Source organism: Kitasatospora sp. NPDC001309, assembly GCF_042896295.1.
Classification (GTDB): Bacteria; Actinomycetota; Actinomycetes; order Streptomycetales; family Streptomycetaceae; genus Kitasatospora.
The window spans coordinates 76639-101536 of sequence record NZ_JBIAXC010000030.1; the positions used below are offsets into that span (position 1 = coordinate 76639).

Here is a 24898-nt window from a genome sequence, read left to right on the forward strand (position 1 = left end):
GACGGCGGAGGCTTTTCGCCGACGGGGGACGACGTGCAGTACCGGATCGAACGGATCGGCCGCGACGACTGGGAGCGGCTGCGCACCATCCGGCTGGCCCAGCTCCTCGACACCCCGCTGGCGTTCGGCGAGACCCACGCGTACGCGCAGCTCCAGGGCGAGGGCAACTGGCGGGCCCGTACGGACTGGCTGAACGAGCCCGGCCGGATCGGCCTGGTCGCCGTGGACGGCGACGACCGGTGGGTCGCCACCATGCTCTCGATCCCCAGCCGCAAGACCGCGACCGTCGACCTGATCGGCGTCTGGGTCGACCCGGCGCACCGCGGCCGCGAGCGCGGCGTCGCCGACGCCCTGCTGGACGCGGTGATCGCCTGGGCGCGGGAGGGCGGCGCCGAGTGGATGCTGCTCGGCGTCCACGAGGCGAACGACCGCGCCGCCGCCTTCTACCGGCGGCGCGGCTTCACCTGCACGGGCGGCGAGACGCCGTACGTGCTGGACGAGCGGGCCCGGATCCTGGAGATGGTCCTCCCGCTCGGGTAGCGGGCGCCCCGGCGGTTCGCCTCACCTGATCCTCGCTTCACGGACGTCTCACTTCACGTACTCCGCGAGGTGCTCGCCGGTCAGTGTCGAGCGGGCCGCGACCAGCTCGGCCGGGGTGCCCTCGAAGACCACCCGGCCGCCGTCGTGCCCGGCGCCCGGCCCGAGGTCGATGATCCAGTCGGCGTGCGCCATCACCGCCAGGTGGTGCTCGATCACGATCACCGACTTGCCGGAGTCCACCAGCCGGTCCAGCAGGCCGAGGAGCTGCTCGACGTCCGCCAGGTGCAGCCCGGTGGTCGGCTCGTCCAGGACGTAGACCCCGCCCTTGTCCGCCATGTGGGTGGCCAGCTTCAACCGCTGCCGCTCACCGCCGGACAGCGTGGTCAGCGGCTGCCCGAGGCTGAGGTAGCCCAGGCCGACGTCGGCGAGCCGCTCCAGGATCCGGTGCGCGGCCGGCAGCTTCGCCTCGCCGTCGCCGAAGAACGCCTCCGCCTCGCCCACCGACATCGCCAGCACCTCGCTGATGTCCCGGCCGCCCAGCCGGTACTCCAGCACCGAGGCCTGGTAGCGCTTGCCCTCGCAGTCCTCGCAGGTGGTGGCCACCCCGGCCATCATCGCCAGGTCGGTGTAGACCACGCCGGCGCCGTTGCAGGTCGGGCAGGCGCCCTCCGAGTTGGCGCTGAACAGGGCCGGCTTCACCCCGTTCGCCTTGGCGAAGGCCTTGCGGATCGGCTCCAGCAGCCCGGTGTACGTCGCCGGGTTGCTGCGCCGGGAGCCCTTGATCGCCCCCTGGTCGACCGAGACCACGCCCTCGCTCGGCGGGATCGAGCCGTGGATCAGCGAACTCTTCCCCGAGCCCGCCACCCCGGTGACCACGGTCAGCACCCCGAGCGGGACGTCCACGTCCACGTCCCGCAGGTTGTGGCTGTCCGCGCCGCGGATCGCCAGTGAGCCGGTGGGCTTGCGCACCTCCGCCCGCAGCGCCGTCCGGTCCGCCAGGTGCCGGCCGGTGACGGTGCCGCTCTTCCGCAGCCCGGCCACGCTGCCCTCGAAGCACACCGTGCCGCCCGCCGCGCCCGCCCCGGGACCGAGGTCCACCACGTGGTCGGCGATCGCGATGGTCTGCGGCTTGTGCTCCACCACCAGCACCGTGTTGCCCTTGTCCCGCAGCCGCAGCAGCAGGTCGTTCATCCGGCTGATGTCGTGCGGGTGCAGCCCGGTGGTGGGCTCGTCGAAGACGTACGTGGTGTCGGTGAGCGAGGAGCCCAGGTGGCGGATCATCTTCACCCGCTGCGCCTCGCCGCCCGACAGGGTGCCGGAGGGGCGGTCCAGCGAGAGGTAGCCGAGGCCGATCTCCACGAAGGCGTCCAGCGCCTGCCGCAGCGCGTCGAGCAGGGGCGCCACCGAGGGCTCGTCCAGTGCCCGGGCCCAGTCCGCGAGGTCGCTGATCTGCATCGCGCAGGCGTCGGCGATGCTGACACCGCCGATCTTCGAGGACCGGGCGGCCTCGCTCAGCCGGGTGCCCCCGCACTCCGGGCAGGAGGTGAAGGTGACGGCGCGCTCCACGAAGGCCCGGATGTGCGGCTGCAGCGCCTCCTTGTCCTTGGACAGCATGGACTTCTGGAGCTTGGGGATCAGGCCCTCGTAGGTCAGGTTGACCCCGTTGACCTTGACCTTGGTGGGCTCCCGGTGGAGGAAGTCCTGGAGCTCCTTCTTGGTGTACCTGCGGATCGGCTTGTCCGCGTCCAGGAAGCCCGAGTTGGCGTACACCCCGACCGTCCACCAGCTGTCCGGCTTCCAGCCGGGGATCAGGATCGCGCCCTCGGCGAGCGACTTGGTGTCGTCGTACAGCTGGGTGAGGTCGATGTCGGTGACGCTGCCCCGGCCCTCGCAGCGCGGGCACATGCCGCCGGTGATGCTGAAACTGCGCCGCTCCTTGACCGTCCTGCCGCCGCGCTCCACCGTCACCGCGCCGGCGCCGCTGATCGACGGGACGTTGAAGGAGAAGGCCTTGGGGGAGCCGATGTGCGGGGTGCCCAGCCGGCTGAACAGGATCCGCAGCATCGCGTTGGCGTCGGTCGCGGTGCCGACGGTGGAGCGCGGGTCGGCGCCCATCCGCTGCTGGTCGACCAGGATCGCCGTGGTCAGGCCCTCCAGGACGTCCACCTCGGGGCGGGCCAGGGTCGGCATGAAGCCCTGGACGAAGGCGCTGTAGGTCTCGTTGATCAGCCGCTGCGACTCGGCGGCGATGGTGTCGAAGACCAGCGAGCTCTTGCCGGAGCCGGACACCCCGGTGAACACCGTCAGGCGGCGCTTGGGGATGTCGACGCTGACGTCCTTGAGGTTGTTCTCGCGTGCCCCGTGCACGCGGATCAGGTCGTGGCTGTCGGCGGCGTGCGGCTCGGCCATCGTGGTCTTCGCTCCGTGTCTCGGTGGCTTCTCGGCGGTACTTCGGTGGGTCTTCGGTGGGGCGTCGGTGGGTCTTCGGTGGGGCGTCGGGCGGCGCCCCGGGCCCGCTCCGGCCGGTCGGTCCCGGCCGGGGCGGGCCCGGGAGGGGTCAGCGCACTTCGTTGAAGCGGACCATGTTGCCCGCCGGGTCGCGGAAGGCGCAGTCGCGGACGCCGTACGGCTGCAGGGTCGGCTCCTGGACGAGCTCGGCGCCGCCGGACTTCAACCGGTCGAACACGCCGTCCAGGTCGGCGGTGGCGAGCACCACCCGGGCGTACGTCCCCTTGGCCATCATCTCGGTGATGGTACGCCGCTCGTCCTCGGTGATGCCCGGGTCCGCGAAGGGCGGCTCCAGCACCAGCGACACGCCGGGCTGGCCGGCGGGCCCGACGGTGATCCACCGCATCGGGCCGCCGCCGACGTCCTGGCGGACCTCGAAGCCGAGCAGGTCGCGGTAGAAGGCGAGCGAGGCCTCGGGGTCGGTGTGGGGGAGGAAGGTCCAGTGAATGCTGATGTCGTTCATGACTGCAACGCTAGGCGCGGCCCCCGGGCGGGCGCTTCTCGAAAACTGATCGCCTCCCCGGGAAACCGATCGACCCCGGGGAGCGGCGGGTGTGGTCGCCGTCCCCCGGGGTCGATGGTCACGCGCAGCGTGCGGTGCTCAGCGCTTGCCGCTCAGGTGCGGCAGCGCAGCATCTCCAGCGGCGGGTGGGCGAGGACGTCCGCCCAGAACTCCTCGCCGTACTCGCGCAGGCCCTCCTCGGAGATCCCCAGCGGCACCCACTCGAGATCGGAGAACCCGGCCCCGCGCAGCGCCTCCTCGTAGACCTCCCGGCGCGGGACGGTGCCGAGGATGCTGATCGGCCGGGGGTCGAGCAGCGCGGTGACCCGCACCCGCGGGCCGGTCTCGACGTGGTCCCCGGTCGGCTCGCAGCGGAACCCGTACTGCTCCAGGCTGAGACAGTCGAAGGCGTAGTCCGGCTTCTGGGCGAAGACGAAGAGCTCCCCGCCCGGCACCAGGCTGCGGTGGACGGTGCGACACATCCGGTCCAGCGACGCGCGGTCCTCCGCGTAGTTGAGGCACTGCACCGCCAGGACCACGTCGAACTTCCGCTCCAGTTCGCGCAGTTCGGCCACATCGCCGACCTCGTAGCGCACCCCCAGCGGGTCGCGCTCCTCGAACGACTCGGCGGCGGCGATCATCTCGGTGGAGATGTCGATCCCGAGCACCTCCGCGGCGCCGCGCCGACGGACCTCGCGACTGTAGAAGCCCGTTCCGCACGCCAGGTCGAGGACGGCCTTGCCGCGGACGTCCCCGACCATCGCGAGGAAGCTCGGCACCTCCCCGAACCGCGTCAGCGGCAGGGCCTTGAAGCCCTCGAACGCCTCGCCGATCCCGTCGTACTGCCGCACGCTCATCGTGTCGTCCTCCCGTGTGCGCAGCCCAGTGCTGTGCTGGGAAGTCTGGCGCAGCCCGACGTGCCGTCGTACTGGCAGAAGCCACGAATCAGCGGCGCTGAGCGAGGTGGACGGTGATGTCCGCGTCCAGTCCGACGCGCTCCGGCAGCACCGCCAGGATCCGGCGGAACACCTCCGCCCGGGCGTCCTCCGGCAGCATCAGATAGGCCGAGACCGTCGACAGATGGCCGAGGTACTCCTCCGGACCGATCGTCAACCGCCGTGGCAGCAGGAGCTGTTGCACCTGGTCGAACCGCTCGGAGCGCTGCAGTTCGGTGCCCGGCCACTGCAGCTCCTGCTCCGGCGGCGTGCCGTCCGGGGACGGCACGTCATCGCTCGCCAGGAACGGCGCCCGCACCACCCTTACGGCTTCGGCCAGTTCGGGGTCGGCCAACTGGACGGGCCCGCCGAAACAGGCGAACACGCCGCCCGGGCGCAGCAGTTCGGCCACCCGCTGCCAGCGGCCCGCCGGGCTGGTCCAGTGCAGTGCCGCCGCCGCGTACACCAGGTCGTACGGCCCGTCCGGCGGCAGCTCCTCGAACGCGGCGCGCACCGTCCGGACGCTGCCCGGGGTGTGCCGGCGCAGCTCGGCGAGCATGGCGGCGTCCGGCTCGGTCGCGGTCACGGCGACGCCGTGCCCGGCGAACAGCCGGGTGGCCTTGCCCGTCCCGGCCCCGATCTCCAGCGCCGTCCGCACCGGCCCGCCCGCGTGCTCCGCGGCGTATCCCGCGACCAGGTCGAAGAGCTCCACCGGATACCCGGGCCGGTACCGCTCGTAGGACTCCGCGACCGTTCCGAAGCTCAGCGCGCGCTCAGGCACCCGGAGCCTCCGGCAGGGCCAGCCACTCCTCCCAGCTGAGGTCGCGCCCCAGGAACCGCGGCTGCCGGAACGGCCACTCGGCGGCGATCCACCGCGGCACCAGCGCGTCGAAGGCCCGCTCCACCGCGCTGCCGACCAGGCCGTCCACCACCCACCAGGAGACCTCGCCGTCCGCCCCGGCCCGCTCGGGCGGGTCGATGTACACGCACCCGTGCACGGCCGTCTCGGCGGCGTCCAGCAGCACGTAGTTGAACGACTGGTGGGCGGCGATCTCCCGCTCGTGCCGGGCGAGGTCGATCCGGTTCGCCTCGGCCGTGATCGTCGCCGCCGGCCACCCCCAGGCCGGCCCGAAGATCCCGAACAGCCGCTCCCGGGAGCCCATCACCGCCGGATAGTCCATCGGCGCGTCCGCCTCCCGGATCGGCCGCAGGTGGTACGCGCCGTCGAGCAGCGGCACGTGGACGGGATGGACGAAATCAGCAGGAAGCCAGGTCATACCCCCGAGGCTATCCACCGCCACCCCGCAGCCCCACCCAATATCCCGGGCCACCGAATGTCCCGCCCCGCCGGAGAGCCGCCTGCCTGCCTGCCCGCCCGGGCGCCCGGTGCCGCTCGGTTCAGCCGAAGATCGCCTCGGGCTCACCGGTGAGCCACACGTTGTCGATCCGCACCCGGTGCATCAGCCAGCGCCCGCCGTCCCGGTGCAGCTCGACGTCGTAGCGGTTCTTCAACAGCGCGTGCGTCGCCGGGGCGGCCGTCAGCAGGTGCTGGGCCTCGACGAGGGCGGTGAGCCGGGCGCGGTCGCCGTCCACGGTGATCCGGGGGTTGGTGATCTGGTGGGTGGTGGTCACCCGCCCGGCGAACATGCCGAGGATGGTCGTGACGATGTGGTCCCGGCCGGTCATCAGGGGCGGCTCGGCGCCCCACGCGGCGGCCGCGGGGCGGAAGTCCAGTTCGGCGTCCGGGGTGAAGGAGGAGGCGAAGAGCTCGCGGTCGTGGAGGTCCTGGCCGAGGCCGAAGCGGAGCAGGGCGTCCAGGATCTCGGTCCGGTCGCGCAGCTCGGTGGCGACGGCGGCCGGGTCGTCGGCGGGTGCGGTGAGGGCGCGGTCGGTGGTGATGTACACGGTGGAACTCCCGGTCGGGTGGCTGTTGTTCGGTGACGGGTCCACCCTCCCGCCGGAACGGCCGGACGATCAACGGGTGACTGTGCAACGATCGTGAACCGAGACTTAACGAAGTGGTGGGGGAGAGGCGGCAAGGGTGCTGGAGCGGCACGAGATCGAGGCGTTCCTGGCGCTCTCCGAGGAACTGCACTTCGGGCGGACGGCCGAACGGCTGCACGTCTCCACCGCACGGATCAGCCAGACCGTACGGAAGCTGGAACGCCGCGTCGGCGCACCGCTGTTCACCCGGACGAGCCGCCGGGTGGAGCCGACCGCGCTCGGCGTCCAGCTGGCGCAGGAGCTGCGGCCCGCGTGGGAGGCGGTGGGCGCCGCCGTCCGGCGGGTCGCCGACGCCGGGCACGGCCGCACCGGAACGCTGCGGGTGGCGTTCGCGGGCCCCGCGGCGGGGCAGCTGCTCATCGGCGTCGCGGAGCGCTTCCGGGAGCGGCTGCCGGGCTGGGAGGCGACCCTCCGGGAGGCCGAACTCGTCGACCGGATCCGCCTGTTGCGGGCGGGCGAGGTGGACCTGGTGTTCGCGGAGTACCCGCTGCGCGAGCCCGACCTGGTGCCGGGCCCGGTCCTGGTGAGCGAGCCCCGGATGATCGCCCTGCCCGCCGGCCACCCGCTCGCGCAGCAGGACGCCGTCACACCGGAGGAGCTGGCCGGGATCCCGCTCGTCCGACTGCCCGCCGCCGTGCCGGAGTCCTTCCGGGCCGACCGCACCCCGGCCCGGACGCCGGCCGGGCGGCCGATCCCGTCCGGCCCGGAGGGCGGCACCCTGAACGAGATCCTCACCCTCGTCGGCGCGGGCCGGGCCGCCTTCCCGCTCGGCGCCCAGGCCCGCCGCTACCACCCCCGCCCCGACGTCACCTACCGCCCGCTGACCGGCGCACCCCCGGTCCGGTGGGGCCTGCTCCACCACCGCGACCGCGCCACCCAGGCCACGGAGGCCTTCCACCACGCGGCCCAGGACCTCCTCGGCACCGCGGACTGACCCCTGGGCCCCGCCGGCCGGTCGGAGTGATGCCGATGGCGGGAAAACAAGCAGGCATGATTGCTTTTTTCTGCGGCCGGTGCCACGCTGCTGCGCGGCGCCGCTCGTGCGGGGCGGCGCCAACAGGCCGGTAGGGGAGGCGCTTTGGTGCGCGGAGGATCGGTGCTGCGGGTCGGCAATGCCTCGGGGTTCTACGGGGACCGGTTCGCGGCGGTGCGGGAGATGATCACGGGTGGGCCGTTGGACGTGCTCACCGGGGACTACCTCGCCGAGTTGACCATGCTGATCCTGGCGCGGGACCGGCTGCGGGATCCCTCGCTCGGGTACGCCCGGACCTTCCTGCGGCAGATGGAGGAGTGCCTCGGCCTGGCCCGGGACCGCGGTGTGCGGGTCGTGGTGAACGCGGGCGGCCTCAATCCGGCCCGGCTCGCGGACCGGTTGCGGGAGCTGGCGCAGCGCCTGGGAGTGCCGACCGTCGTCGCGCACGTCGAGGGGGACGACCTGCTCCCGCGCCGGGAGGAACTCGGCCTGCCCGAGGGCCTGTTGGCCGCCAACGCCTACCTGGGCGGGTTCGGCGTCGCCGCCTGCCTGACGGAGGGGGCGGACGTGGTGGTGACCGGGCGGGTGACGGACGCCGCACTGGTGGCCGGGCCGGCGATCGCCCACTTCGGCTGGGGCCCGGACGAGCTGGACGCCCTCGCCGGGGCGGTGCTGGCCGGGCACGTGCTGGAGTGCGGGGCGCAGGCGACCGGCGGCAACTACGCCTTCTTCGGCGAGCACGACGTGGACCGCCCGGGCTTCCCGCTGGCGGAACTGCACGCCGACGGCTCCAGCGTGATCACCAAGCACCCCGGGACGGGCGGGGCCGTCACGATCGGCACGGTCACCGCCCAACTCCTGTACGAGACCGGCGGAGGGCACTACCTCGGCCCCGACGTGACCGCCCGGCTGGACTCCGTGCGGCTCACCGAGGAGGGCCCGGACCGGGTGCGGATCGACGGCGTGCGCGGCGAGGCCCCGCCGCCGACCCTCAAGGTCGGCCTGAACCGGCTCGGCGGCCACCGCAACGAAGTGGTCTTCGTCCTGACCGGCCTGGACATCGAGGCCAAGGCCGCCCTGGTGCAACGCCAGTTGGCCGCCGCCCTGCCGCCCGAGGTCCGCCCGGCCGAGCTGCGCTGGACCCTCGCCCGCACCGACCACCCGGACGCCGACACCGAGGAGGCCGCGTCCGCCCTGCTCCGACTGACCGCCCGGGACCGGGATCCGGCCAAGGTCGGTCGCGAACTCGGCAGGGCCGCCGTGGAGTTGGGCCTCGCCGGCTACCCGGGCTTCCACCTCACCGCCCCACCCGGCCCGGGCGCCCCGTACGGGGTGTTCACCGCCGCGTACCTGGACGCGAAGCTGGTCGAGCACACCGCGGTGCTGCCGGACGGCCGCCGGATCACCGTCCCGCCCGCCGCAGGCACCGGCCACGTCGCCGCCGTCACCGGCCACGTCGCCTCCGTCGACGCCGAGTTGCCCGAGCCCCTGCCGCCGGGCCCGACCCGTCGCGCCCCGCTCGGCCTGGTGCTCGGCGCCCGCAGCGGCGACAAGGGCGGCGACGCCAACCTGGGCGTCTGGGCCCGCACCGAGGACGCCTGGCGCTGGCTGGCGCACACCCTCACCGTCGACCGGCTGCGCGCACTGCTCCCCGAGGCCGCCGACCTGCCCGTCACCCGGCACCTGCTGCCGAACCTCAAGGCCGTCAACTTCACCCTCACCGGCCTGCTCGGCGAGGGCGTCGCCGCCCAGCACCGCTTCGACCCGCAGGCGAAGGCCCTGGGCGAGTGGCTGCGCTCGCGCCACCTCGACATCCCGGAGGCCCTGCTGTGACCGTCCTGCCCACCCGCGTCGACCCGGCCGGGCCCGAGTACGCGGAGCACCGTGCCGCGATGGTCGCCAAGTTGGCCGAGCTGGACGCCGAGCACGCCAAGGCGCTGGCCGGCGGCGGCCCCAAGTACGTGGAGCGCCACCGCAAGCGGGGCAAGCTGCTGGCCCGGGAGCGGATCGAGCTGCTGGTGGACCAGGACTCGCCGTTCCTGGAGCTGTCCCCGCTGGCGGCCTGGGGCAGCGACCACCCGGTGGGCGCCGCGCTGGTCACCGGCATCGGGGTGGTCGAGGGCGTGGAGTGCGTGATCACCGCCAACGACCCGACGGTGCGCGGCGGCGCCAGCAACCCGTGGACGCTGCGCAAGGCCCTGCGGGCCAACGAGATCGCGCTGCAGAACCGGCTCCCGGTGGTGAACCTGGTCGAGTCGGGCGGGGCGGATCTGCCCAGCCAGAAGGAGATCTTCATCCCGGGCGGCGCCCTGTTCCGCGACCTGACCCGGCTCTCGGCGGCCGGGATCCCCACCGTGGCCGTGGTGTTCGGCAATTCGACGGCCGGCGGCGCCTACGTGCCGGGGATGTCGGACCACACCGTGCTGGTCAAGGAGCGCGCCAAGGTGTTCCTCGGCGGCCCGCCGCTGGTGAAGATGGCGACCGGCGAGGAGGCCGACGACGAGTCGCTGGGCGGCGCCGAGATGCACGCCCGCAGCTCCGGCCTGGCCGACCACTTCGCGGTGGACGAGGCGGACGCGCTGCGGATCGCCCGCCGGATCGTCGCCCGGCTGGAGCACCGCAAGCCGGGCCCCGGCCCGGACCGCTGCGCCGCGCCTCCGGCGTACGACGAGGAGGAGCTGCTGGGCATCGTCCCGGGGGACCTCAAGGTGCCCTTCGACCCGCGCGAGGTGATCGCCCGGATCGTCGACGGCTCCGACTTCGACGAGTTCAAGCCGCTGTACGGCGCCAGCCTGGCCACCGGCTGGGCCCGGCTGCACGGCTACCCGGTCGGCATCCTGGCCAACGCCCAGGGCGTGCTGTTCAGCGCGGAGTCCCAGAAGGCCGCCCAGTTCATCCAGTTGGCGAACCAGCGGAACACCCCGCTGCTGTTCCTGCACAACACCACCGGCTACATGGTCGGCCGGGACTACGAGCAGGGCGGCATCATCAAGCACGGCGCGATGATGATCAACGCCGTCTCGAACTCCAAGGTCCCGCACCTGTCGGTGCTGCTCGGCGCCTCCTACGGGGCGGGCCACTACGGCATGTGCGGCCGGGCGTACGAGCCGCGCTTCCTGTTCTCCTGGCCGAGCGCCAAGTCCGCGGTGATGGGCCCGCAGCAGCTCGCCGGGGTGCTCTCGATCGTGGCCCGCCAGTCGGCGGCGGCGAAGGGGCAGCCGTACGACGAGGACGCGGACGCGGCGATCCGGGCGATGGTCGAGCAGCAGATCGAGGCGGAGTCGCTGCCGGTCTTCCTGTCCGGCCGGCTGTACGACGACGGCGTGATCGACCCGCGTGACACCCGTACGGTGCTGGGCCTGTGTCTGTCCGCGATCCACAACGCGCCGGTCGAGGGCGCGCGTGGCTACGGCGTCTTCCGGATGTGAGAGGTCAGATGATCACCAACCTGCTGGTCGCCAACCGCGGCGAGATCGCGCGCCGGGTGTTCCGCACCTGCCGGGAGCTCGGCATCGCGACCACCGCCGTCCACTCGGACCCGGACACCGGCGCCCCGCACGTCCGGGAGGCCGACGCGGCGGTACGGCTGCCCGGCGCCGCGCCCGCCGACACCTACCTGCGCGGAGAGCTGATCGTCCGGGCCGCTCTGCGGGCGGGGGCGGACGCCGTCCACCCGGGGTACGGATTCCTCTCCGAGAACGCGGAGTTCGCCCGGGCCGTGCTGGACGCCGGCCTGCTCTGGGTCGGTCCGCCGCCGGCCGCGATCGCCGCGATGGGCTCCAAGACGGCCGCCAAGCGGCTGATGGCCGAGGCCGGGGTGCCGGTGCTGGGCGCGCTCGCCGAGCCGACCGAGGCCGACCTGCCGGTGCTGGTGAAGGCCGCGGCGGGCGGCGGCGGCCGCGGCATGCGGGTGGTCGAACGGCTGGCGGACCTGCCCGGCGCACTGGCGGCGGCCCGGGCCGAGGCGGCCAAGGCCTTCGGCTCCGACGAGGTGTTCTGCGAGCGCTACCTGCCCAGCGGCCGGCACGTGGAGGTGCAGCTGCTGGCCGACGCCCACGGCACGGTGTGGGCGGTGGGCGACCGCGACTGCTCCTTGCAGCGGCGGCACCAGAAGGTGATCGAGGAGGCCCCGGCCCCCGGCCTGGCGCCGCAGGTGCGGGCCGCGTTGCACGCCGCGGCCGCGGACGCCGCCCGGGCGATCGGCTACGTCGGCGCCGGCACCGCCGAGTTCCTGCTCACCGGGGACGGCCGGTTCTACTTCCTGGAGATGAACACCCGGCTCCAGGTCGAGCACCCGGTCACCGAGGCGGTCACCGGCCTGGACCTGGTCGCGCTCCAACTCGCCGTCGCGGAGGGCGAGGAGCTGCCCGCGGGCGGGCCGCCGCCGAGCACCGGCCACGCGATCGAGGCCCGGCTGTACGCCGAGGACCCGGCGAAGGACTGGCAGCCCGAGACCGGCACCCTGCACCGCCTCGAACTGACCTCGGAGCACAAGGAGTTCAGCGGGCCCGGGGTGGGAACGGACTCCTGGCTGCGGCTGGACTCCGGGGTGGCGGCCGGCAGCGAGATCAGCCCGCACTACGACGCGATGCTCGCCAAGGTGATCGTCCGGGCGCCGACCCGCGCCGCCGCCGCCCGGAAGCTGGCCGACGCGCTGGCCCGCGCCCGGATCCACGGGCCCTCCACCAACCGGGAGTTGCTGGTCCGCGCACTGCGGCACCCGGCCTTCCTGGCCGGGCGGCTGCACACCGGCTTCCTGGCCGAGCATTCGGCCGAACTGCTCGCCCCTGACACCAGGAGCACCGGGCGGGCCGCCTTGGCCGCCGCCCTCGCTGACGCGGCCGCGCGCGGCACCGCGCTGCCGTCCGGCTGGCGCAACCTGCCCTCCCAGCCCCAGTCCAAGCGCTACCGGGCCCCCGACGGCGTCGAGTGGGAGGTCCGCTACCGCCGGACCAGGGGCGGCCTGGAGGCCGTCGACCACCCGGACGTCGAACTCGTCGAGGCCGAGGCCGGGTTCGTCCTGCTGCGCGAGGGCGAGGTGCAGCGGCGCTACGACGTGGCCCGCTACGGCGACCGGGTGTACGTCGACTCCCCGACCGCCAGCACCGCGCTCACCGCGCTGCCGCGCTTCCCCGACCCCACCGCCCAGCGCGACCCCGGCGCCCTGCTCGCCCCGATGCCCGGCACCGTCCTGCGCACCACCGCCGCCGTCGGCGACACCGTCACCGCCGGGCAGCCGCTGCTGGTGCTGGAGGCGATGAAGATGGAGCACCGGGTCACCGCCCCGGCCGACGGCACCCTGGTGGACCTGCGCGTGACCCCGGGGCAGCAGGTCCGGCTCGGCGCCCTGCTCGCCGTCGTCAAGTCGCCCGAAGAGTCCTGATCCCCCGAAGAGTCCTGAGCACCGCCCGACCACCCGCCCAGCGGAAGGACCACGCATGTCGTCCATCGGCAGTCAGCTCCTCGAAACCCCCGAACGCACCGCCCTGCGCCAGGCCGTCGGCGACCTCGGCCGCCGCTACGGCTCCGCCTACTACCTGGCCAAGGCCCGGGCCGGCGAGCCCGCCGAGGAGCTGTGGGCGGACGCGGGCAAGGCCGGCTACCTGGGTGTCAACCTGCCCGCCGAGTACGGCGGCGGGGGCGGCGGCATCAGCGACCTCGCCATCGTCCTGGAGGAACTCGGCACCGCGGGCTGCCCGTTGCTGCTGCTGATCGTCTCCCCGGCGATCTGCGGCACGGTGATAGCCCGGTACGGCACCGAGGAGCAGAAGCGCCGCTGGCTGCCCGGACTGGCCGACGGCAGCCGCAGGATGGCCTTCGGCATCACCGAGCCGGACGCGGGCAGCAACTCGCACCGGATCTCCACCGTCGCCCGCCGGGACGGCGAGGACTGGCTGCTGACCGGCCGCAAGGTCTTCGTCTCCGGCATCGACCACTCCGACGCCGTGCTGTTCGTGGCCCGCACCGAGGACGCCCGCACCGGCAAGCTCAAGCCCTGCCTGTTCGTCGTCCCCCGGGACACCCCCGGCTTCGAGTACCGGGCGATCCCGATGGAGCTGGTCGCCCCCGAGAAGCAGTTCCAGGTCTTCCTGGATGACGTCCGGCTGCCCGCCGACGCCCTGGTGGGCGACGAGAACGCCGGCCTGCTCCAACTGTTCGCGGGCCTCAACCCGGAGCGCATCCTGACCGCCGCCTTCTCCCTCGGGCTGGCCCGGCAGGCGCTCGGCAAGGCCGTGGAGTACGCGAAGACCCGCACGGTCTGGTCCACCCCGATCGGCGCCCACCAGGGCCTGGCGCACCCGCTGGCCCAGTGCGCGGTGGAGGTCGAGCTGGCCCGGCTGATGACCCAGAAGGCCGGGCTGCTCTACGACGCGGGCGAGGACCTGGCGGCCGGGGAGGCCGCCAACATGGCCAAGTACGCCGCCGGGGAGGCCGCCGCCCGGACGGTCGACCAGGCGGTGCAGACCCTGGGCGGCAACGGCCTCACCCAGGAGTACGGCCTGGGCGCCCTGCTCGCCGCCACCCGGGTCGGCCGGGTCGCCCCGGTCAGCCGGGAGATGATCCTCAACTTCGTCGCCCAGCACACCCTGGGCCTGCCCAAGTCCTACTGAGCCCCCGGCGCCGAGGGGCGCGCGGCCGCCACCGCAGCGCGCAGGTCGTCACCGCACGCCGGTCGGGTCGTCCGAACGCCCTTCGGAGCGGCTGCGCCACGCCTGCCCCGCCCCCGGTTTCCCACAATGGCCCAGCCCCGCCCGGACTGTCCGTATGCTCCTGAACACGCCCCGTGCCATCCGCTCGCCGATTTGGTTGCTGCGTCAACTTCCTTACTGGAGGCATGCCTTGGTGTTCCGTAGCGAGTTCCCGGACGTCCCCGTCATCGACCTGCCGATCCATGACGCGGTGCTCGCCGCCGCCGCCGGGTACGGCGAGCGGCCGGCGCTGATCGACGGCCTCACCGGGGAGGAGGTCAGCTACGCGCGGCTGGCCGCCTCCGTCGAGCGGGTCGCCGCCGCACTGGCGGAGAGCGGGGTGGGCAAGGGCGACGTGGTGGCCCTGTTCAGCCCCAACTCGGTCACCTATCCGATGGCCTACTACGGTGCCAGCCGGGCCGGTGCCACCGTGACCACGGTGTCCTCCCTCAGCACCGCCCGCGAGCTGGCCGGCCAGCTCGCGGACAGCGCCGCCCGCTGCCTGATCACCGTCTCCCCGTTCCTGGCGACCGCCCGCGCCGCCGCCGAGCTGCTGGCCGCCGACGGCCGCCCGCCGGTCGAGGTGATCGTGCTGGACGGCGCCGAGGGCCACCGCTCGCTCGCCGACCTGCTGGCCGCCACCGGCCCCGCCCCGGAGCCCGCGATCGACCCGGGCGAGGACGTCGCCGTGCTGCCGTACTCCAGCGGCACCACCGGACTGCCCAAGGGGGTGATGCTCACCCATCGCTCGATCGCCACCAACCTGGCCCAGACCGACGCCCTCTACCGCCCCTCCGTCGGCGAACGGGTGCTCGCGGTGCTCCCCTTCTTCCACATCTACGGCCTGACGGCGCTGCTCAACCAGCCGCTGCGGTGCGGCGCCACCGTGGTGGTGCTGCCCCGCTTCGACCTGGAGCAGTTCTGCGGTGCGGTCGAGCGGCACCGGGTGCAGGGCCTGGTGGTCGCCCCGCCGATCGTGCTCGCGCTGGCCAAGCACCCGGTCGTGGCCGACTTCGACCTCTCCTCGGTCGAGTACCTGCTGTGCGCGGCCGCCCCGCTGGACCAGGAGCTCGCCGAGGCCTGCGCCCGCCGGCTGGGCCTGCCGCACCTGCTCCAGGGCTACGGGATGACCGAGCTGTCCCCGGTCACCCACGTCGTCTCCCCGACGGAGAGCGACCCGGTGCCCGGCTCGGTCGGCCGGATGGTCCCCTCCACCGAGCTGCGGGTCATCGCCCTGGACGGCTCCGGCCGGGACCTCGGGCCGGGGGAGCCGGGCGAGCTGCTGATCCGCGGCCCCCAGGTGATGAAGGGCTACTTCGGCCGCCCCTCCGACACCGCCGCCATGGTCGACGCCGAGGGCTGGCTGCACACCGGCGACATCGGCCACGTGGACGGGCGCGGCTACCTGTTCGTCGTCGACCGGGTCAAGGAGCTGATCAAGTACAAGGGGTACCAGGTCGCCCCCGCCGAACTGGAGGCCGTCCTGCTCGGCCACCCGCAGATCGCCGACGCCGCCGTCATCGGCGTCCGGGACGCCGACGGGACGGAGTGCCCCAAGGCCTTCGTGGTCCGCGCCCCCGGCAGCGGGCTCACCGCGGAGGAGGTCACCGGGTACGTCGCCGGGCAGGTCGCCCCCTACAAGAAGGTGCGCGCGGTGGAGTTCGTGGACGCCGTCCCCAAGTCGGCGGCCGGCAAGATCCTCCGCCGCGAACTGCGCGCCCGCGAGGCCGCCCGCTGAGACCCGTCGGCCGGGACCCCGTCGGCCGGCGCCAGGGCGGCCAGGTCCAGGGCGCCCAGGACCCCGCAGCCCGGGACCCGGGCGGCCGGAGGACGCGGCCCGTCTGTGAGGATCGACCCGCGGCGCCCCGATCCGCCGCGCCCCGACCGGAGCAGACCCCATCGACACAGGAACCGCCACCCGCCATGACCAGCCAACCCGCCGTCCGCACCCCCCAGCAGGACCGCAGCCGAGCGACCCGGGCCCGGTTGCTCGCGGCCGCCGTGGACTGCCTGGCCGAGCTCGGCTGGCAGGGCTCCACCGTCACCGTGGTCGCGGAACGGGCCGGCGTCTCCCGGGGCGCCGCCCAGCACCACTTCCCGACCCGCGAGGACCTCTTCACCGCGGCCGTCGAGCACGTCACCGCCGAGCGGCTGGCAGCCGTCCGCGCCCACGCGGACGAGCTGCCGGCCGCCGGCCCCGACCGGACCCGGGCCGTGGTCGACATGATCGTCCGCCTCTACACCGGCCCGCTGTTCCGGGCCGCCCTGCACCTGTGGACCGCCGCCGCCACCGAGGACGGCCTGCGCGAGCGGATCGTCGCCCTGGAGGGCCACGTCGGCCGGGAGGCCCACCGGGCCGCCGTGGAGTTCCTGGACGCCGACGAGACCCGCCCGGGCGTGCGCGAATCGGTGCAGGCCACCCTGGACCTCGCCCGCGGACTCGGCCTGGCCAACCTGCTCACCGACGACAGCCTTCGACGTTCCGGAGTGATCCGGCAGTGGGCGGGCGTTCTGGAGAGTACGCTGCGGCCGGTACGCCCATGACGCCCGTACAACCGAGCGACCGGACGGCCCCTGACCAAGGGGTCGCCGGGCGGCCGATGTCCGTGCAGTCTGGAGAAGAACCCCGGCCGGCACCGACCGCGAGGCCCACCCGGCCGGGCACGAGCCGAACCGGGGTGCTGCCTGAATGCACGGACACGAGTGGGACGCGACCGCCGCCGCCGGCCCCGCGCCGAGCGGCGATCCCGTACGTCCGGACGGCCACCGCCTCGTCCCGCTCGCCACGGCCCTGCTGCAGAGCGACGGTCTGATCCTGCACTGGAGCGAGGACGCCGAGGCGCTGCTCGGCTACTCCGCCGAGGAGGCCGTCGGCAGCTACGCCGCCCGGCTGCTCACCGACGAGACCGACCGGCCCGCGGTGCTCGGCCTGTTCCAGCGGATCATGTCCGGCAGCGGCGCCTCCTTCGTCTTCCCGGTCCGTCACCGCGACGGCCACCGGGTCGAGCTGGAGTTCCGCACCTACCCGATCGCCGGACCGGCCGGCACCCTGCTGCTGCTCGCCACCGCCTCCGACACCCGGGCCCTGCACGCCGTCGAGGCCGACCTCGCGGTGCTGGACGGCGTCTTCGGCCGCTCCCCGATCGGCATGGCCGTCTACGACAGCGACCTGCGCTACGTCCGGATCAACGAGGCGCTGGCCCGGATGAACGGCGTGCCGGTCTCCGCCCACCTCGGCCGCCGGATATCCGCCGTCCTGCCCGGCATCAACAGCGGCGAGATCGAACAGACCATGCGACAGGTCCTCAAGACCGGCAAGCCCGTGGTGGACGCCCGCTCGCACGGCCGCGTCCCGGGCGACCCCAAGCGGGACCGCGCGTGGTCCGCCTCCTACTTCCGGCTGGAGGACTCCACCGGCCGGGTCTTCGGCGTCTGCTCCTCCATCATCGACGTCACCGAACGCTTCCAGGCCGAGGCCCGGGCCGCCCGGGCCCAGGAGCGGCTGGCCACCATCGCCGAGGCCACCGCCCGGATCGGCACCACCCTCGACCTCCAGCGCACCGCCGAGGAACTCATCGAGGCCGTCGTCCCCCGGTTCGCCGACTTCGCCACCGTCGACCTGCTGGAACCGGTGCTGCGCGGGTCCGAGCCCACCCCGATCCCCTCCGACCGCTCCGTCACCCTGCGCGCCGTCGCGGTCGGCGAGAACTACGACACCGGCCTGGCGCACGCCGTGGACGTCGTCGGCGAGACCTCCGAGTACGCCCCCGACCGCAGCTACACCCAGTGCCTGCGCAGCGGGCGGCCGCTGCTGCGCGCCCACGTGGACGAGGAGGTGCTGCGCGGCCTGGTGTCCAGCGAGGACCGGGTCGCCCCCGGGATGGCCGCCGGCATCCACTCGTACCTGATGGTGCCGATCACCGCCCGGGGCATGGTCCTCGGCGGCTCCGAGTTCATCCGGATGCGCAACCCCGAGCCGTTCAACGACGCCGACGTCGCGCTCGCCGAGGAACTCGTCGCCCGCACCGCCCTGGCCCTGGACAACGCCCGGCTCTACCGCCGGGAGCGGGAGACCGCCCTCACCCTCCAGCGCAGCCTGCTGCCGCAGGAGATCCACCGCACCCTCGGGCTGGAGATCGCCTACCGCTACCTGCCCAGCAGCGTGGTCAGCGAGGTCGGCGGCGACTGGTTCGACGTGGTGCCGCTGTCCTGCGGGCGGGTCGCCCTGGTGGTCGGCGACGTGATGGGCCACGGCATCCGGGCCGCCGCCACCATGGGACAACTGCGCACCGTCGCCCGCACCCTGGCCACCCTGGACATGCCGCCCGAGCAGGTGCTCACCCGACTGGACGAGACCGCCTCGGGGATCGGCGAGGGCCAGTTCGCCACCTGCATCTGCGCCGTCTACGACCCGCTGGAGCGCACCGTCCAGGTCGCCTCGGCCGGGCACCTGCCGCCGGTCTGGGTCGGCACCGACGGCACCGCCCGCAGGATCGAGGTGCCGCCCGGCGTCCCGCTCGGCGTCGGCGGGGTCGCCTTCGAGTCCATCGGCTTCACCCTCCCCGAGGGCGCCCTGCTCGCCCTCTACACCGACGGACTGGTGGAGCGGCGCGGCCAGGACCTGGACCACGGCATCGACCGGCTGGCCCGCACCCTGTCCGGGCCCGGCCGGACGCTGGAGGAGAGCTGCGACGCGGTGATCGGCGCCCTGGTCACCGACGGCACCGAGGACGACATCGCGATGATCATGGCCCGGGCGCTGCCGGTGCCGGCCGACCGGGTCGCCACCCTCCCGCTGACCGGCGGCGGAAAGCTCCCCGGCAAGGCCCGCCGCTTCACCCGGGCCGCCCTGGACGCCTGGGGCCTGAACGCGCTCTCCGACTACGCCGAACTGCTGGTCAGCGAACTGGTCACGAACGCCCTGCTGCACGCCGAGGCGCCGCGCCGGCTGCGGCTGTTCCGCGACCGGGTGCTCACCGTCGAGGTCTCCGACGCCGGCGGCGCGGCCCCGCAGCTGCGCCCCTTCGCGGAGCAGGACGAGGGCGGGCGCGGGATGTTCCTGGTCAGCGAACTCGCCCAGCGCTGGGGCAGCCGGCTGACCCGGGACGGCAAGGTGGTCTGGGCCGAGCTGGAACTGCCCTTCGGGGTCTCCTAGCCGCCGCCCGACATGCGAGAACGGTCGTTCCCGTCATCGGGAACGACCGTTCTCGCGTCTCCTTACGCGCGCACCTGGGGCTGCTCCGCCTGCTCCGGCTGTCCCGGCCCGGCGGCGACCGGCCCGGCGGTGACCGGCTCGGCCGCCGTCGGCGCGGACAGCCCGCGCAGCAGCAGCCAGGCCAGCACGCCCGCGCCGAGCAGCAGCACCCCGGCCAGCAGCCCGGCGCTGTTCATGCCGTGCACGAAGGCGTCCCGGGCGCTCGCCAGCAGCGGCCGGGCGAGGTCCGGCGACAGCCCCTCCGCCGTCTCCACGGCCGCGCCCAGCGACTCCCCGGCCCGGGCGGCGACCTCCGGGGAGGCCCCGGCCGGTACGGACAGCCCGTTCGCGTAGATCGAGCCGACCACCGAGCCGACCAGCGCGATGCCGAGCGCGGTGCCCAGCTCGTACGCGGTCTCGGAGACCGCCGAGGCGGCCCCGGCCTTGTCGGCGGGCGCGGCGCTCAGCACCAGGTCGGCGCCGAGGGTGTAGACCACGCCCTCCGCGGTGCCGGTGATCAGGAAGGAGACCGCCAGCAGCAGGTAGGTGGTGTCCTGCTGGAGCCAGCCCAGCGCGCCCGCCGCCAGGCCCATCGCCAGCAGGCTGACGGTCAGCGCCTTGCGCGCGCCGAAGCGCCGGGCGATCCGGGCGGTCAGCAGACCGCCGGCCACCGAGCCGGCGAAGGCCGGCAGCTCCGCCAGGCCCGCCTGGAGCGGCTCGTAGCCGCGCACCAGCTGGAGGTACTGCGAGACCACGAAGATCACGCCGGACAGGCCGACCAGGGAGATCAGCGAGGCCGTGACGGCGGCGGTGAACCGCCGGTCGCGGAACAGCCGGACGTCCAGCAGCGGGGTCTCCAGCCGCAGCTGGCGGCGGACGAACAGGGTGAGCGCGGCGGCACCGAGCAGGAAGGTGACCGGGACGTCCCAGCGGGCCACGCCGTGCGCGGCGGCCTCCTTGATCGCGTAGACCACGCCGATCACCCCGGCCATCGACAGCCCGACGCTCAGCACGTCCCAGCGGCCCGGCTTCGGGTCCTTGGACTCCGGCAGCAGCCAGGCGCCGAGCACCAGCAGCAGGAGCAGCACCGGGATGTTCAGCAGGAACACCGAGCCCCACCAGAAGTGCTCCAGCAGCAGCCCGCCCACCACCGGCCCGAGCGCGGCACCGGCCGTGGCGGCCGCGCCCCAGATGCCGATCGCGGTGGCCCGCTCCCGGTCGTCCGGGAAGAGGCTGCGGATCAGCGACAGGGTGGAGGGCATGATCGTCGCCCCGGCGACGCCGAGCAGCGCGCGGGCCAGGATCAGCCAGCCCGGCCCCGGCGCGTACGCGGCCAGCAGGGAGGCCGCGCCGAAGGCGGCGGCACCGGTCAGCAGCAGCTTCTTGCGGCCGATCCGGTCGCTCAGGGCGCCCATGCTGACCAGCAGGCCGGCCAGCACGAAGGAGTAGGAGTCGCCGATCCACAGGAGCTGGGTGCCGCTGGGGCGCAGCGTCTCGCTGATCGACGGAATGGCGAGGGAGAGCACGGTCGCGTCGAGGGCGACCACGGTGACGGCCAGCACCAGGACGGCGAGGCCGGTCCAGCGCTGGCGGACGGTCAGGGCGGGGGTACTGCTCATGCGCCCACCTCGCTGCGCTCGGCAGACGCTTCGCTCAATGCGCTGCCCTTGATGATTCGCTCGCTTCGCTCGCTCATGGTGTATCGGTTTCCGGTTTCCGGTCCGAGGTGCTGTGGGTCGCGGCGACAGGGGTGGCGGCGACAGGGGTGGTGACAGGCGTGGCGACGGGTGCGGCGGCCTCCGGCCGGCGCAGCGCGCCGCCGAGGAACAGCTCGGCGAGCGAGAAGGCGGCGTCGCGCGGGGCGAGCCGGCCGTCCTGGATGGCCCAGCCGATCCCGGCCACCAGGTCGAAGAAGGCCTCGCTCAGCCAGGCGGCGCTCAGCTCGATCCGGAAGACGCCCTCGCGCTGCCCGCGCAGGAAGAGCGCGTGCAGCCGGTCGATCTGGACCTCCCAGAGGTCGTTGATGTCCGCGTGGTCGTAGAGCTGGTTCTCGCCGGCCAGGAAGGCGCAGAGCATGGCGTCCGGGACGGCGGCGTCCACCAGGCGGCGCAGCGCGGCCTGGGCGTCGCCCTCCTCGGTGGCGGCGGTGTCCAGGGCGGCGGCGAAGCGCTGCAGGCCCAGCAGGCCGACCTCGCGGATCAGCGCGTCGCGGCCGGGGAACAGCCGGTGCAGGGTGGCCCGGCTGATGCCCGCGCTGCGGGCGATCTCGTCCAGGTGGGCGGTGGGGCGGCGGGACAGCACGCCGACGGCGGCTTCCAGAACGGTGTCGCGGTCGGTGGCCATGCAACGAGTGTAGGCCAAGTGAGACATGGATGTCTCACTTTTACGGTGCGGATCTCATCTGCGAGGCCGGTGACCGGTCGGCGGGCAGCAAAAACCGGGGACGGCGGGTGCCGTCCCCGGTCGGGGTGGAGCGGGCCGTACGGCCCGCGCCGCTGCGCTCAGCTCTGGTTGTAGAACCCGGTGTCGTCGATCGGCCGGTCGATCACCATCACCTCGACGTCCGCCGGAGTGAGCAGGAAGACCCGGCGGGCGATCCGCTCGATGCCGCCCTGGGTGCCGAAGATCAGCCCCGAGGCGAAGTCGACCATGCGCTTGGCCTCGGCCTCGTTCATCTCGGTGAGGTCCATCACCACCGGGATGGACGCCCGGATGTGCTCACCGACCGTGCGGGCCGCCTCGAAGCCCGTCGGCCGCAGGGAGACGATCTTCGCGGGCGCGGGGACGGCCGGCACCGTCTCCTGATCCACCCACTCGTCGTCGTACACCGCGGCCGGGTAGTTCCCGGAGGGCATCAGCCACCCGTTGTGGTGCTCGTCGCGAAGTGCTCCCATGCCGCGCCTCCCTGCCTCGTCCCGTCTGGTCCCCCGGGGGTGAGTGTCCTTCTTGACACGTCATCCACTCGACGGAACTGTCCGAGTATCGCACTGTTCACCGGTCCCGTGCCCGCTCGCGGCCCCCGTAAGAGTCGTGCCGTGCCGGAAACCCGGGCGGACCCGGGCAAAGAGAGCGACGCGGCGCAGCTCCGTACGGTTGCGCGCGTAGACCATATCGGTAGCGGTCACCGCGCAATTGACCTTCTGTCAACAATGCGGAAACGATTTCACTCGCCGGTCGAACCGTCCACCAGTTCGCGCAACAAATCCGCGTGACCGTTGTGTCGCGCGTACTCCTCGATCATGTGGACCAGGATCCAGCGGAGCGTCACCTCCTGGTCGTGGCGCGGCCGCTTGCCGACGGTGTCCAGCGGCAGACCGGCCGACGCCCGGCGGGCGGCCTCGATCTCGGCGCGCCAGGTGGCGAAGTCCGCCGCGACGTCGGCGGTGGCCACGTTGTCGAAGTCGCCGTCCGGATCCGCCTCGGTCCAGTAGTGACCGGTGGCGACCTCCGCGCCCAGCAGCACGCCCTGGAACCAGTGCCGTTCCACCTCGGCCATGTGCCGGACCAGGCCGAGCAGCGAGAGCGTGGACGGCGGGACGGAGCGCAGCCGCAGCTGGTCGTCGGTCAGGCCCGCGCATTTCAGGGCGAGCGTGCTGCGGTGGTAGTCGAGCCAGGAGGTGAGCATGGCGGCCTCGTCGGCGGCCATCGGCGGGTCGACCCGCGGGGTGAGTTCGGTCATGCCGGACATCCTGGCCGCCGACGGCCCGCCGGTGCGACCGAATTGTCGCCCGGCGGGTGGGTCGGTGGGTGGGGGAGGGCGACGGCGGCGGCCGGCGGGTGTTGGCCTTCTGTCCTGCGGCACGGGCTCGTTGGTGGATTTTCCGCCGAGATCACCCCGGGCCGTTGACCGCCGGGCCTCCCGACCGATTGGCTCGGTCGAGAGCCCGCCGCCGGGAGGGAGCCCGGCCGGGCGAGCAGAGGGGACTGAGCTCATGACACGTACCACCCGGACCACACGTACCACCCGGGGCACCCGCGACCGCCGGCTGCTGGGCGCCGGGAGCGTGCTGGCCGCCGCCGTCGCACTCGCCGTCACCGCCGCCCCCGCCCAGGCCGACCCGGCGCTGCGCGGCACCGTCCGGATCAGCACCGGGGTGAACGGCGCCGCCCCCGACGACCAGTCCTGGAGCCAGGGGGTCAGCGCGGACGGCCGCTACGCCCTGTTCACCTCCTGGGCCAAGAACCTGGTGCCCCAGCCCACCGTGGGCGGGCGCGACGCCTATCTGCGGGACCTGCGCACCGGCCGCACCGAGCGGGTCAACCTCTCCGACTCGGGCGAGGCGCTGAACGGCTGGACCGACCAGGCCGCGATCAACGCCGACGGCCGCTACGTCGCCTTCGAGAGCAACGCCGACAACGTGGTGCCCGGCATGCAGGTCAAGGGCCGCACCGAGGTGTACCTCCGGGACCGCAGGACCGGCCGCACCGAGCTGGTCAGCGGCGGGCTCACGGCCACCGACACCGACCAGTTCCACGCCTCCTACGCGCCGCAGATCAGCGCCGACGGCCGGTACGTGGTCTACGTGTCCTCCCGGACGGACCTCGACCCGACCGTGGTGGACCCCGCGCCCGGAGCCGGAGCCGGTGCCGGTGCCGGGGCCGCACCCGGGGCCGCGCCCTCGCTGGCCAGGCCGTACACCTGGAAGATCAACGTCTACCTCACCGACCGCCGGACCCACACCACCCGGCTGATCTCCCGGGACACGGCCGGCAAGCCGGGCGAGAGCACCTCGTTCCGCCCGACCATCAGCGCGAACGGGCGCACCATCGGCTTCGGCTCGCTCTCCGAGCTGCTGCCGACCGGGCCGACCCCCGCCCCGGCGGCCCCCACCGCCCCCACCGCCCGCGCCGCGGCGCCGGAGCTGGCCCTGGCCCGGCCGACCAGCGCCGTCTACTACACCTGGAACGCGGCCTCCGGGAAGCTCACGCCGGCCAGCTACGACGTCGACGGCAAGGTCGCCGACGCGGACTTCGACGCCACCGTCAGCCCGGACGGCCGGTACGCCGTCTACTCCCTGCCCGAGCCGGGCGGCTCCACCGGCGGCCACCGCTACCACACCGTGCTGCACGTCCGGGACCTGCGGACGGGCGCCGTGCGGACGGTGAGCGGCGGTCTGCCGGGGACCACCTCGGTCGGCTCCTCCGGGCACGGCTCGATCACCGCCGACAACCGCTGGCTCTACTTCGACTCCGCCGCCGACAACCTGGTGCCGGGCCCCCAGCACCCGGGCTGGGACGTCTACCGCCAGGACCTGCGCACCGGCCGCACCGAGCGGGTCACCACCGCGCCGGACGGCTCGGCCGGCAACGGCTCCTCCAACGCCCCGTTCGTGTCCGCGGCCGGGAACACCCTGGTGTTCGAATCGACCAGCGGCAACCTGGTCGCCGGCACCGACGCCCCGGCGGCCGAGGGCTCCCAGGCCTTCGCCCGGCCGACCGGCAGCCGGTCGGACGACGGCGACGACCAGGGCGAGGACCAGGACGACTGACCGGGAGGACCGACCGGGCACCGCGGGCGGGGGCGCTCCCCGCCCGCGGCTCACCGGGCGCCCG

Annotated in this window: 20 protein-coding genes; 10 read left to right on the plus strand and 10 right to left on the minus strand. The window is 73.9% G+C overall.

What is annotated here, in order from left to right:
* Nucleotides 1-33: 33 nt before the first annotated feature.
* The gene (locus ACFY2K_RS27435; RefSeq protein WP_375886519.1) at nt 34-540 is read left to right on the plus strand and encodes a GNAT family N-acetyltransferase; all 507 of its coding nucleotides are present in this window, start codon (nt 34-36) and stop codon (nt 538-540) included.
* Nucleotides 541-588: 48 nt separating this feature from the next.
* Here the strand turns inward: ACFY2K_RS27435 and ACFY2K_RS27440 are convergent, their stop codons facing one another.
* The 6 genes from ACFY2K_RS27440 to ACFY2K_RS27465 all read right to left on the minus strand — a co-directional run bounded on the left by ACFY2K_RS27440 (nt 589) and on the right by ACFY2K_RS27465 (nt 6390).
* On the minus strand, nt 589-2949 hold the full coding sequence (locus tag ACFY2K_RS27440) for an ATP-binding cassette domain-containing protein (RefSeq protein WP_375886521.1): 2361 nt from the start codon (nt 2947-2949) through the stop codon (nt 589-591).
* A 148-nt stretch (nt 2950-3097) separates the two neighbouring features.
* The gene (locus ACFY2K_RS27445; protein WP_350503315.1) at nt 3098-3511 is read right to left on the minus strand and encodes a VOC family protein; all 414 of its coding nucleotides are present in this window, start codon (nt 3509-3511) and stop codon (nt 3098-3100) included.
* A 152-nt stretch (nt 3512-3663) separates the two neighbouring features.
* The gene (locus ACFY2K_RS27450; protein WP_387714872.1) at nt 3664-4407 is read right to left on the minus strand and encodes a class I SAM-dependent methyltransferase; all 744 of its coding nucleotides are present in this window, start codon (nt 4405-4407) and stop codon (nt 3664-3666) included.
* 88 nt (nt 4408-4495) lie between these two features.
* Nucleotides 4496-5266 (minus strand): class I SAM-dependent methyltransferase, encoded by a 771-nt coding sequence (locus tag ACFY2K_RS27455; RefSeq protein ID WP_387714875.1) that lies wholly within the window; start codon nt 5264-5266, stop codon nt 4496-4498.
* Nucleotides 5259-5762 carry an N-acetyltransferase gene (locus ACFY2K_RS27460; RefSeq protein ID WP_380524416.1) on the minus strand — a complete coding sequence of 168 codons (504 nt, stop codon included), beginning with the start codon at nt 5760-5762 and terminating at the stop codon, nt 5259-5261. Before ACFY2K_RS27460 ends, ACFY2K_RS27455 begins: the two co-directional genes overlap by 8 nt.
* Before the next feature lie 121 nt (nt 5763-5883).
* Nucleotides 5884-6390 carry a nuclear transport factor 2 family protein gene (locus tag ACFY2K_RS27465; RefSeq protein WP_380591675.1) on the minus strand — a complete coding sequence of 169 codons (507 nt, stop codon included), beginning with the start codon at nt 6388-6390 and terminating at the stop codon, nt 5884-5886.
* A 136-nt stretch (nt 6391-6526) separates the two neighbouring features.
* On the opposite strand from ACFY2K_RS27465, the gene ACFY2K_RS27470 reads away from it, so the two are divergent.
* The 8 genes from ACFY2K_RS27470 (at nt 6527) to ACFY2K_RS27505 (ending at nt 19306) form a co-directional block, all read left to right on the plus strand.
* On the plus strand, nt 6527-7423 hold the full coding sequence (locus ACFY2K_RS27470) for a LysR family transcriptional regulator (RefSeq protein ID WP_387714879.1): 897 nt from the start codon (nt 6527-6529) through the stop codon (nt 7421-7423).
* Between the two features lie 147 nt (nt 7424-7570).
* Nucleotides 7571-9295 carry an acyclic terpene utilization AtuA family protein gene (locus tag ACFY2K_RS27475; RefSeq protein ID WP_387714882.1) on the plus strand — a complete coding sequence of 575 codons (1725 nt, stop codon included), beginning with the start codon at nt 7571-7573 and terminating at the stop codon, nt 9293-9295.
* Nucleotides 9292-10890 (plus strand): acyl-CoA carboxylase subunit beta, encoded by a 1599-nt coding sequence (locus ACFY2K_RS27480; protein WP_380524412.1) that lies wholly within the window; start codon nt 9292-9294, stop codon nt 10888-10890. The genes ACFY2K_RS27475 and ACFY2K_RS27480 overlap by 4 nt, the downstream gene beginning before the upstream one ends.
* 8 nt (nt 10891-10898) lie before the next feature.
* Nucleotides 10899-12845: a biotin carboxylase N-terminal domain-containing protein gene (locus tag ACFY2K_RS27485; RefSeq protein ID WP_387714885.1), complete on the plus strand. Its 1947-nt coding sequence runs from the start codon at nt 10899-10901 to the stop codon at nt 12843-12845.
* A 55-nt stretch (nt 12846-12900) separates the two neighbouring features.
* Nucleotides 12901-14073, plus strand: coding sequence for an acyl-CoA dehydrogenase family protein (locus tag ACFY2K_RS27490; protein ID WP_380524410.1), 1173 nt, complete (start codon nt 12901-12903; stop codon nt 14071-14073).
* 229 nt (nt 14074-14302) lie between these two features.
* Complete coding sequence (locus tag ACFY2K_RS27495) at nt 14303-15889, plus strand: 4-coumarate--CoA ligase family protein (protein WP_380524409.1); 1587 nt, start codon at nt 14303-14305, stop codon at nt 15887-15889.
* A gap of 185 nt (nt 15890-16074) precedes the next feature.
* Complete coding sequence (locus ACFY2K_RS27500; protein ID WP_375886544.1) at nt 16075-16695, plus strand: TetR/AcrR family transcriptional regulator; 621 nt, start codon at nt 16075-16077, stop codon at nt 16693-16695.
* Between the two features lie 145 nt (nt 16696-16840).
* Nucleotides 16841-19306: a SpoIIE family protein phosphatase gene (locus ACFY2K_RS27505; protein ID WP_375886546.1), complete on the plus strand. Its 2466-nt coding sequence runs from the start codon at nt 16841-16843 to the stop codon at nt 19304-19306.
* Nucleotides 19307-19368: 62 nt separating this feature from the next.
* On the opposite strand, the gene ACFY2K_RS27510 is transcribed toward ACFY2K_RS27505, so the two are convergent.
* The 4 genes from ACFY2K_RS27510 to ACFY2K_RS27525 form a co-directional block, all read right to left on the minus strand.
* On the minus strand, nt 19369-20964 hold the full coding sequence (locus tag ACFY2K_RS27510; RefSeq protein ID WP_380524405.1) for an MFS transporter: 1596 nt from the start codon (nt 20962-20964) through the stop codon (nt 19369-19371).
* 73 nt (nt 20965-21037) lie between these two features.
* Nucleotides 21038-21688 (minus strand): TetR/AcrR family transcriptional regulator, encoded by a 651-nt coding sequence (locus tag ACFY2K_RS27515; protein ID WP_380524403.1) that lies wholly within the window; start codon nt 21686-21688, stop codon nt 21038-21040.
* A gap of 158 nt (nt 21689-21846) precedes the next feature.
* Nucleotides 21847-22239, minus strand: coding sequence for a cell division protein SepF (locus tag ACFY2K_RS27520; protein ID WP_375886552.1), 393 nt, complete (start codon nt 22237-22239; stop codon nt 21847-21849).
* 269 nt (nt 22240-22508) lie between these two features.
* On the minus strand, nt 22509-23024 hold the full coding sequence (locus ACFY2K_RS27525; protein WP_375886553.1) for a DinB family protein: 516 nt from the start codon (nt 23022-23024) through the stop codon (nt 22509-22511).
* A 253-nt stretch (nt 23025-23277) separates the two neighbouring features.
* Here ACFY2K_RS27525 and ACFY2K_RS27530 point away from each other — a divergent pair, with 253 nt between their 5' ends.
* Entirely contained in the window at nt 23278-24834 is a 1557-nt protein-coding gene (locus ACFY2K_RS27530) for a TolB family protein (RefSeq protein WP_387714892.1), read from the plus strand.
* Nucleotides 24835-24898 lie beyond the last annotated feature (64 nt).

Excerpts from the sequence above, each read along its gene's own strand:
- ACFY2K_RS27515 (WP_380524403.1), bottom strand. The coding sequence starts at position 21,688 with ATGGCCACCGACCGCGACACCGTTCTGGAAGCCGCCGTCGGCGTGCTG.
- ACFY2K_RS27460 (WP_380524416.1), bottom strand. The coding sequence starts at position 5,762 with ATGACCTGGCTTCCTGCTGATTTCGTCCATCCCGTCCACGTGCCGCTG.
- ACFY2K_RS27490 (WP_380524410.1), top strand. The coding sequence starts at position 12,901 with ATGTCGTCCATCGGCAGTCAGCTCCTCGAAACCCCCGAACGCACCGCC.
- ACFY2K_RS27505 (WP_375886546.1), top strand. The coding sequence starts at position 16,841 with ATGCACGGACACGAGTGGGACGCGACCGCCGCCGCCGGCCCCGCGCCG.
- ACFY2K_RS27500 (WP_375886544.1), top strand. The coding sequence starts at position 16,075 with ATGACCAGCCAACCCGCCGTCCGCACCCCCCAGCAGGACCGCAGCCGA.
- ACFY2K_RS27525 (WP_375886553.1), bottom strand. The coding sequence starts at position 23,024 with ATGACCGAACTCACCCCGCGGGTCGACCCGCCGATGGCCGCCGACGAG.
- ACFY2K_RS27520 (WP_375886552.1), bottom strand. The coding sequence starts at position 22,239 with ATGGGAGCACTTCGCGACGAGCACCACAACGGGTGGCTGATGCCCTCC.
- ACFY2K_RS27510 (WP_380524405.1), bottom strand. The coding sequence starts at position 20,964 with ATGAGCAGTACCCCCGCCCTGACCGTCCGCCAGCGCTGGACCGGCCTC.
- ACFY2K_RS27450 (WP_387714872.1), bottom strand. The coding sequence starts at position 4,407 with ATGAGCGTGCGGCAGTACGACGGGATCGGCGAGGCGTTCGAGGGCTTC.
- ACFY2K_RS27485 (WP_387714885.1), top strand. The coding sequence starts at position 10,899 with ATGATCACCAACCTGCTGGTCGCCAACCGCGGCGAGATCGCGCGCCGG.
- ACFY2K_RS27530 (WP_387714892.1), top strand. The coding sequence starts at position 23,278 with ATGACACGTACCACCCGGACCACACGTACCACCCGGGGCACCCGCGAC.
- ACFY2K_RS27445 (WP_350503315.1), bottom strand. The coding sequence starts at position 3,511 with ATGAACGACATCAGCATTCACTGGACCTTCCTCCCCCACACCGACCCC.
- ACFY2K_RS27440 (WP_375886521.1), bottom strand. The coding sequence starts at position 2,949 with ATGGCCGAGCCGCACGCCGCCGACAGCCACGACCTGATCCGCGTGCAC.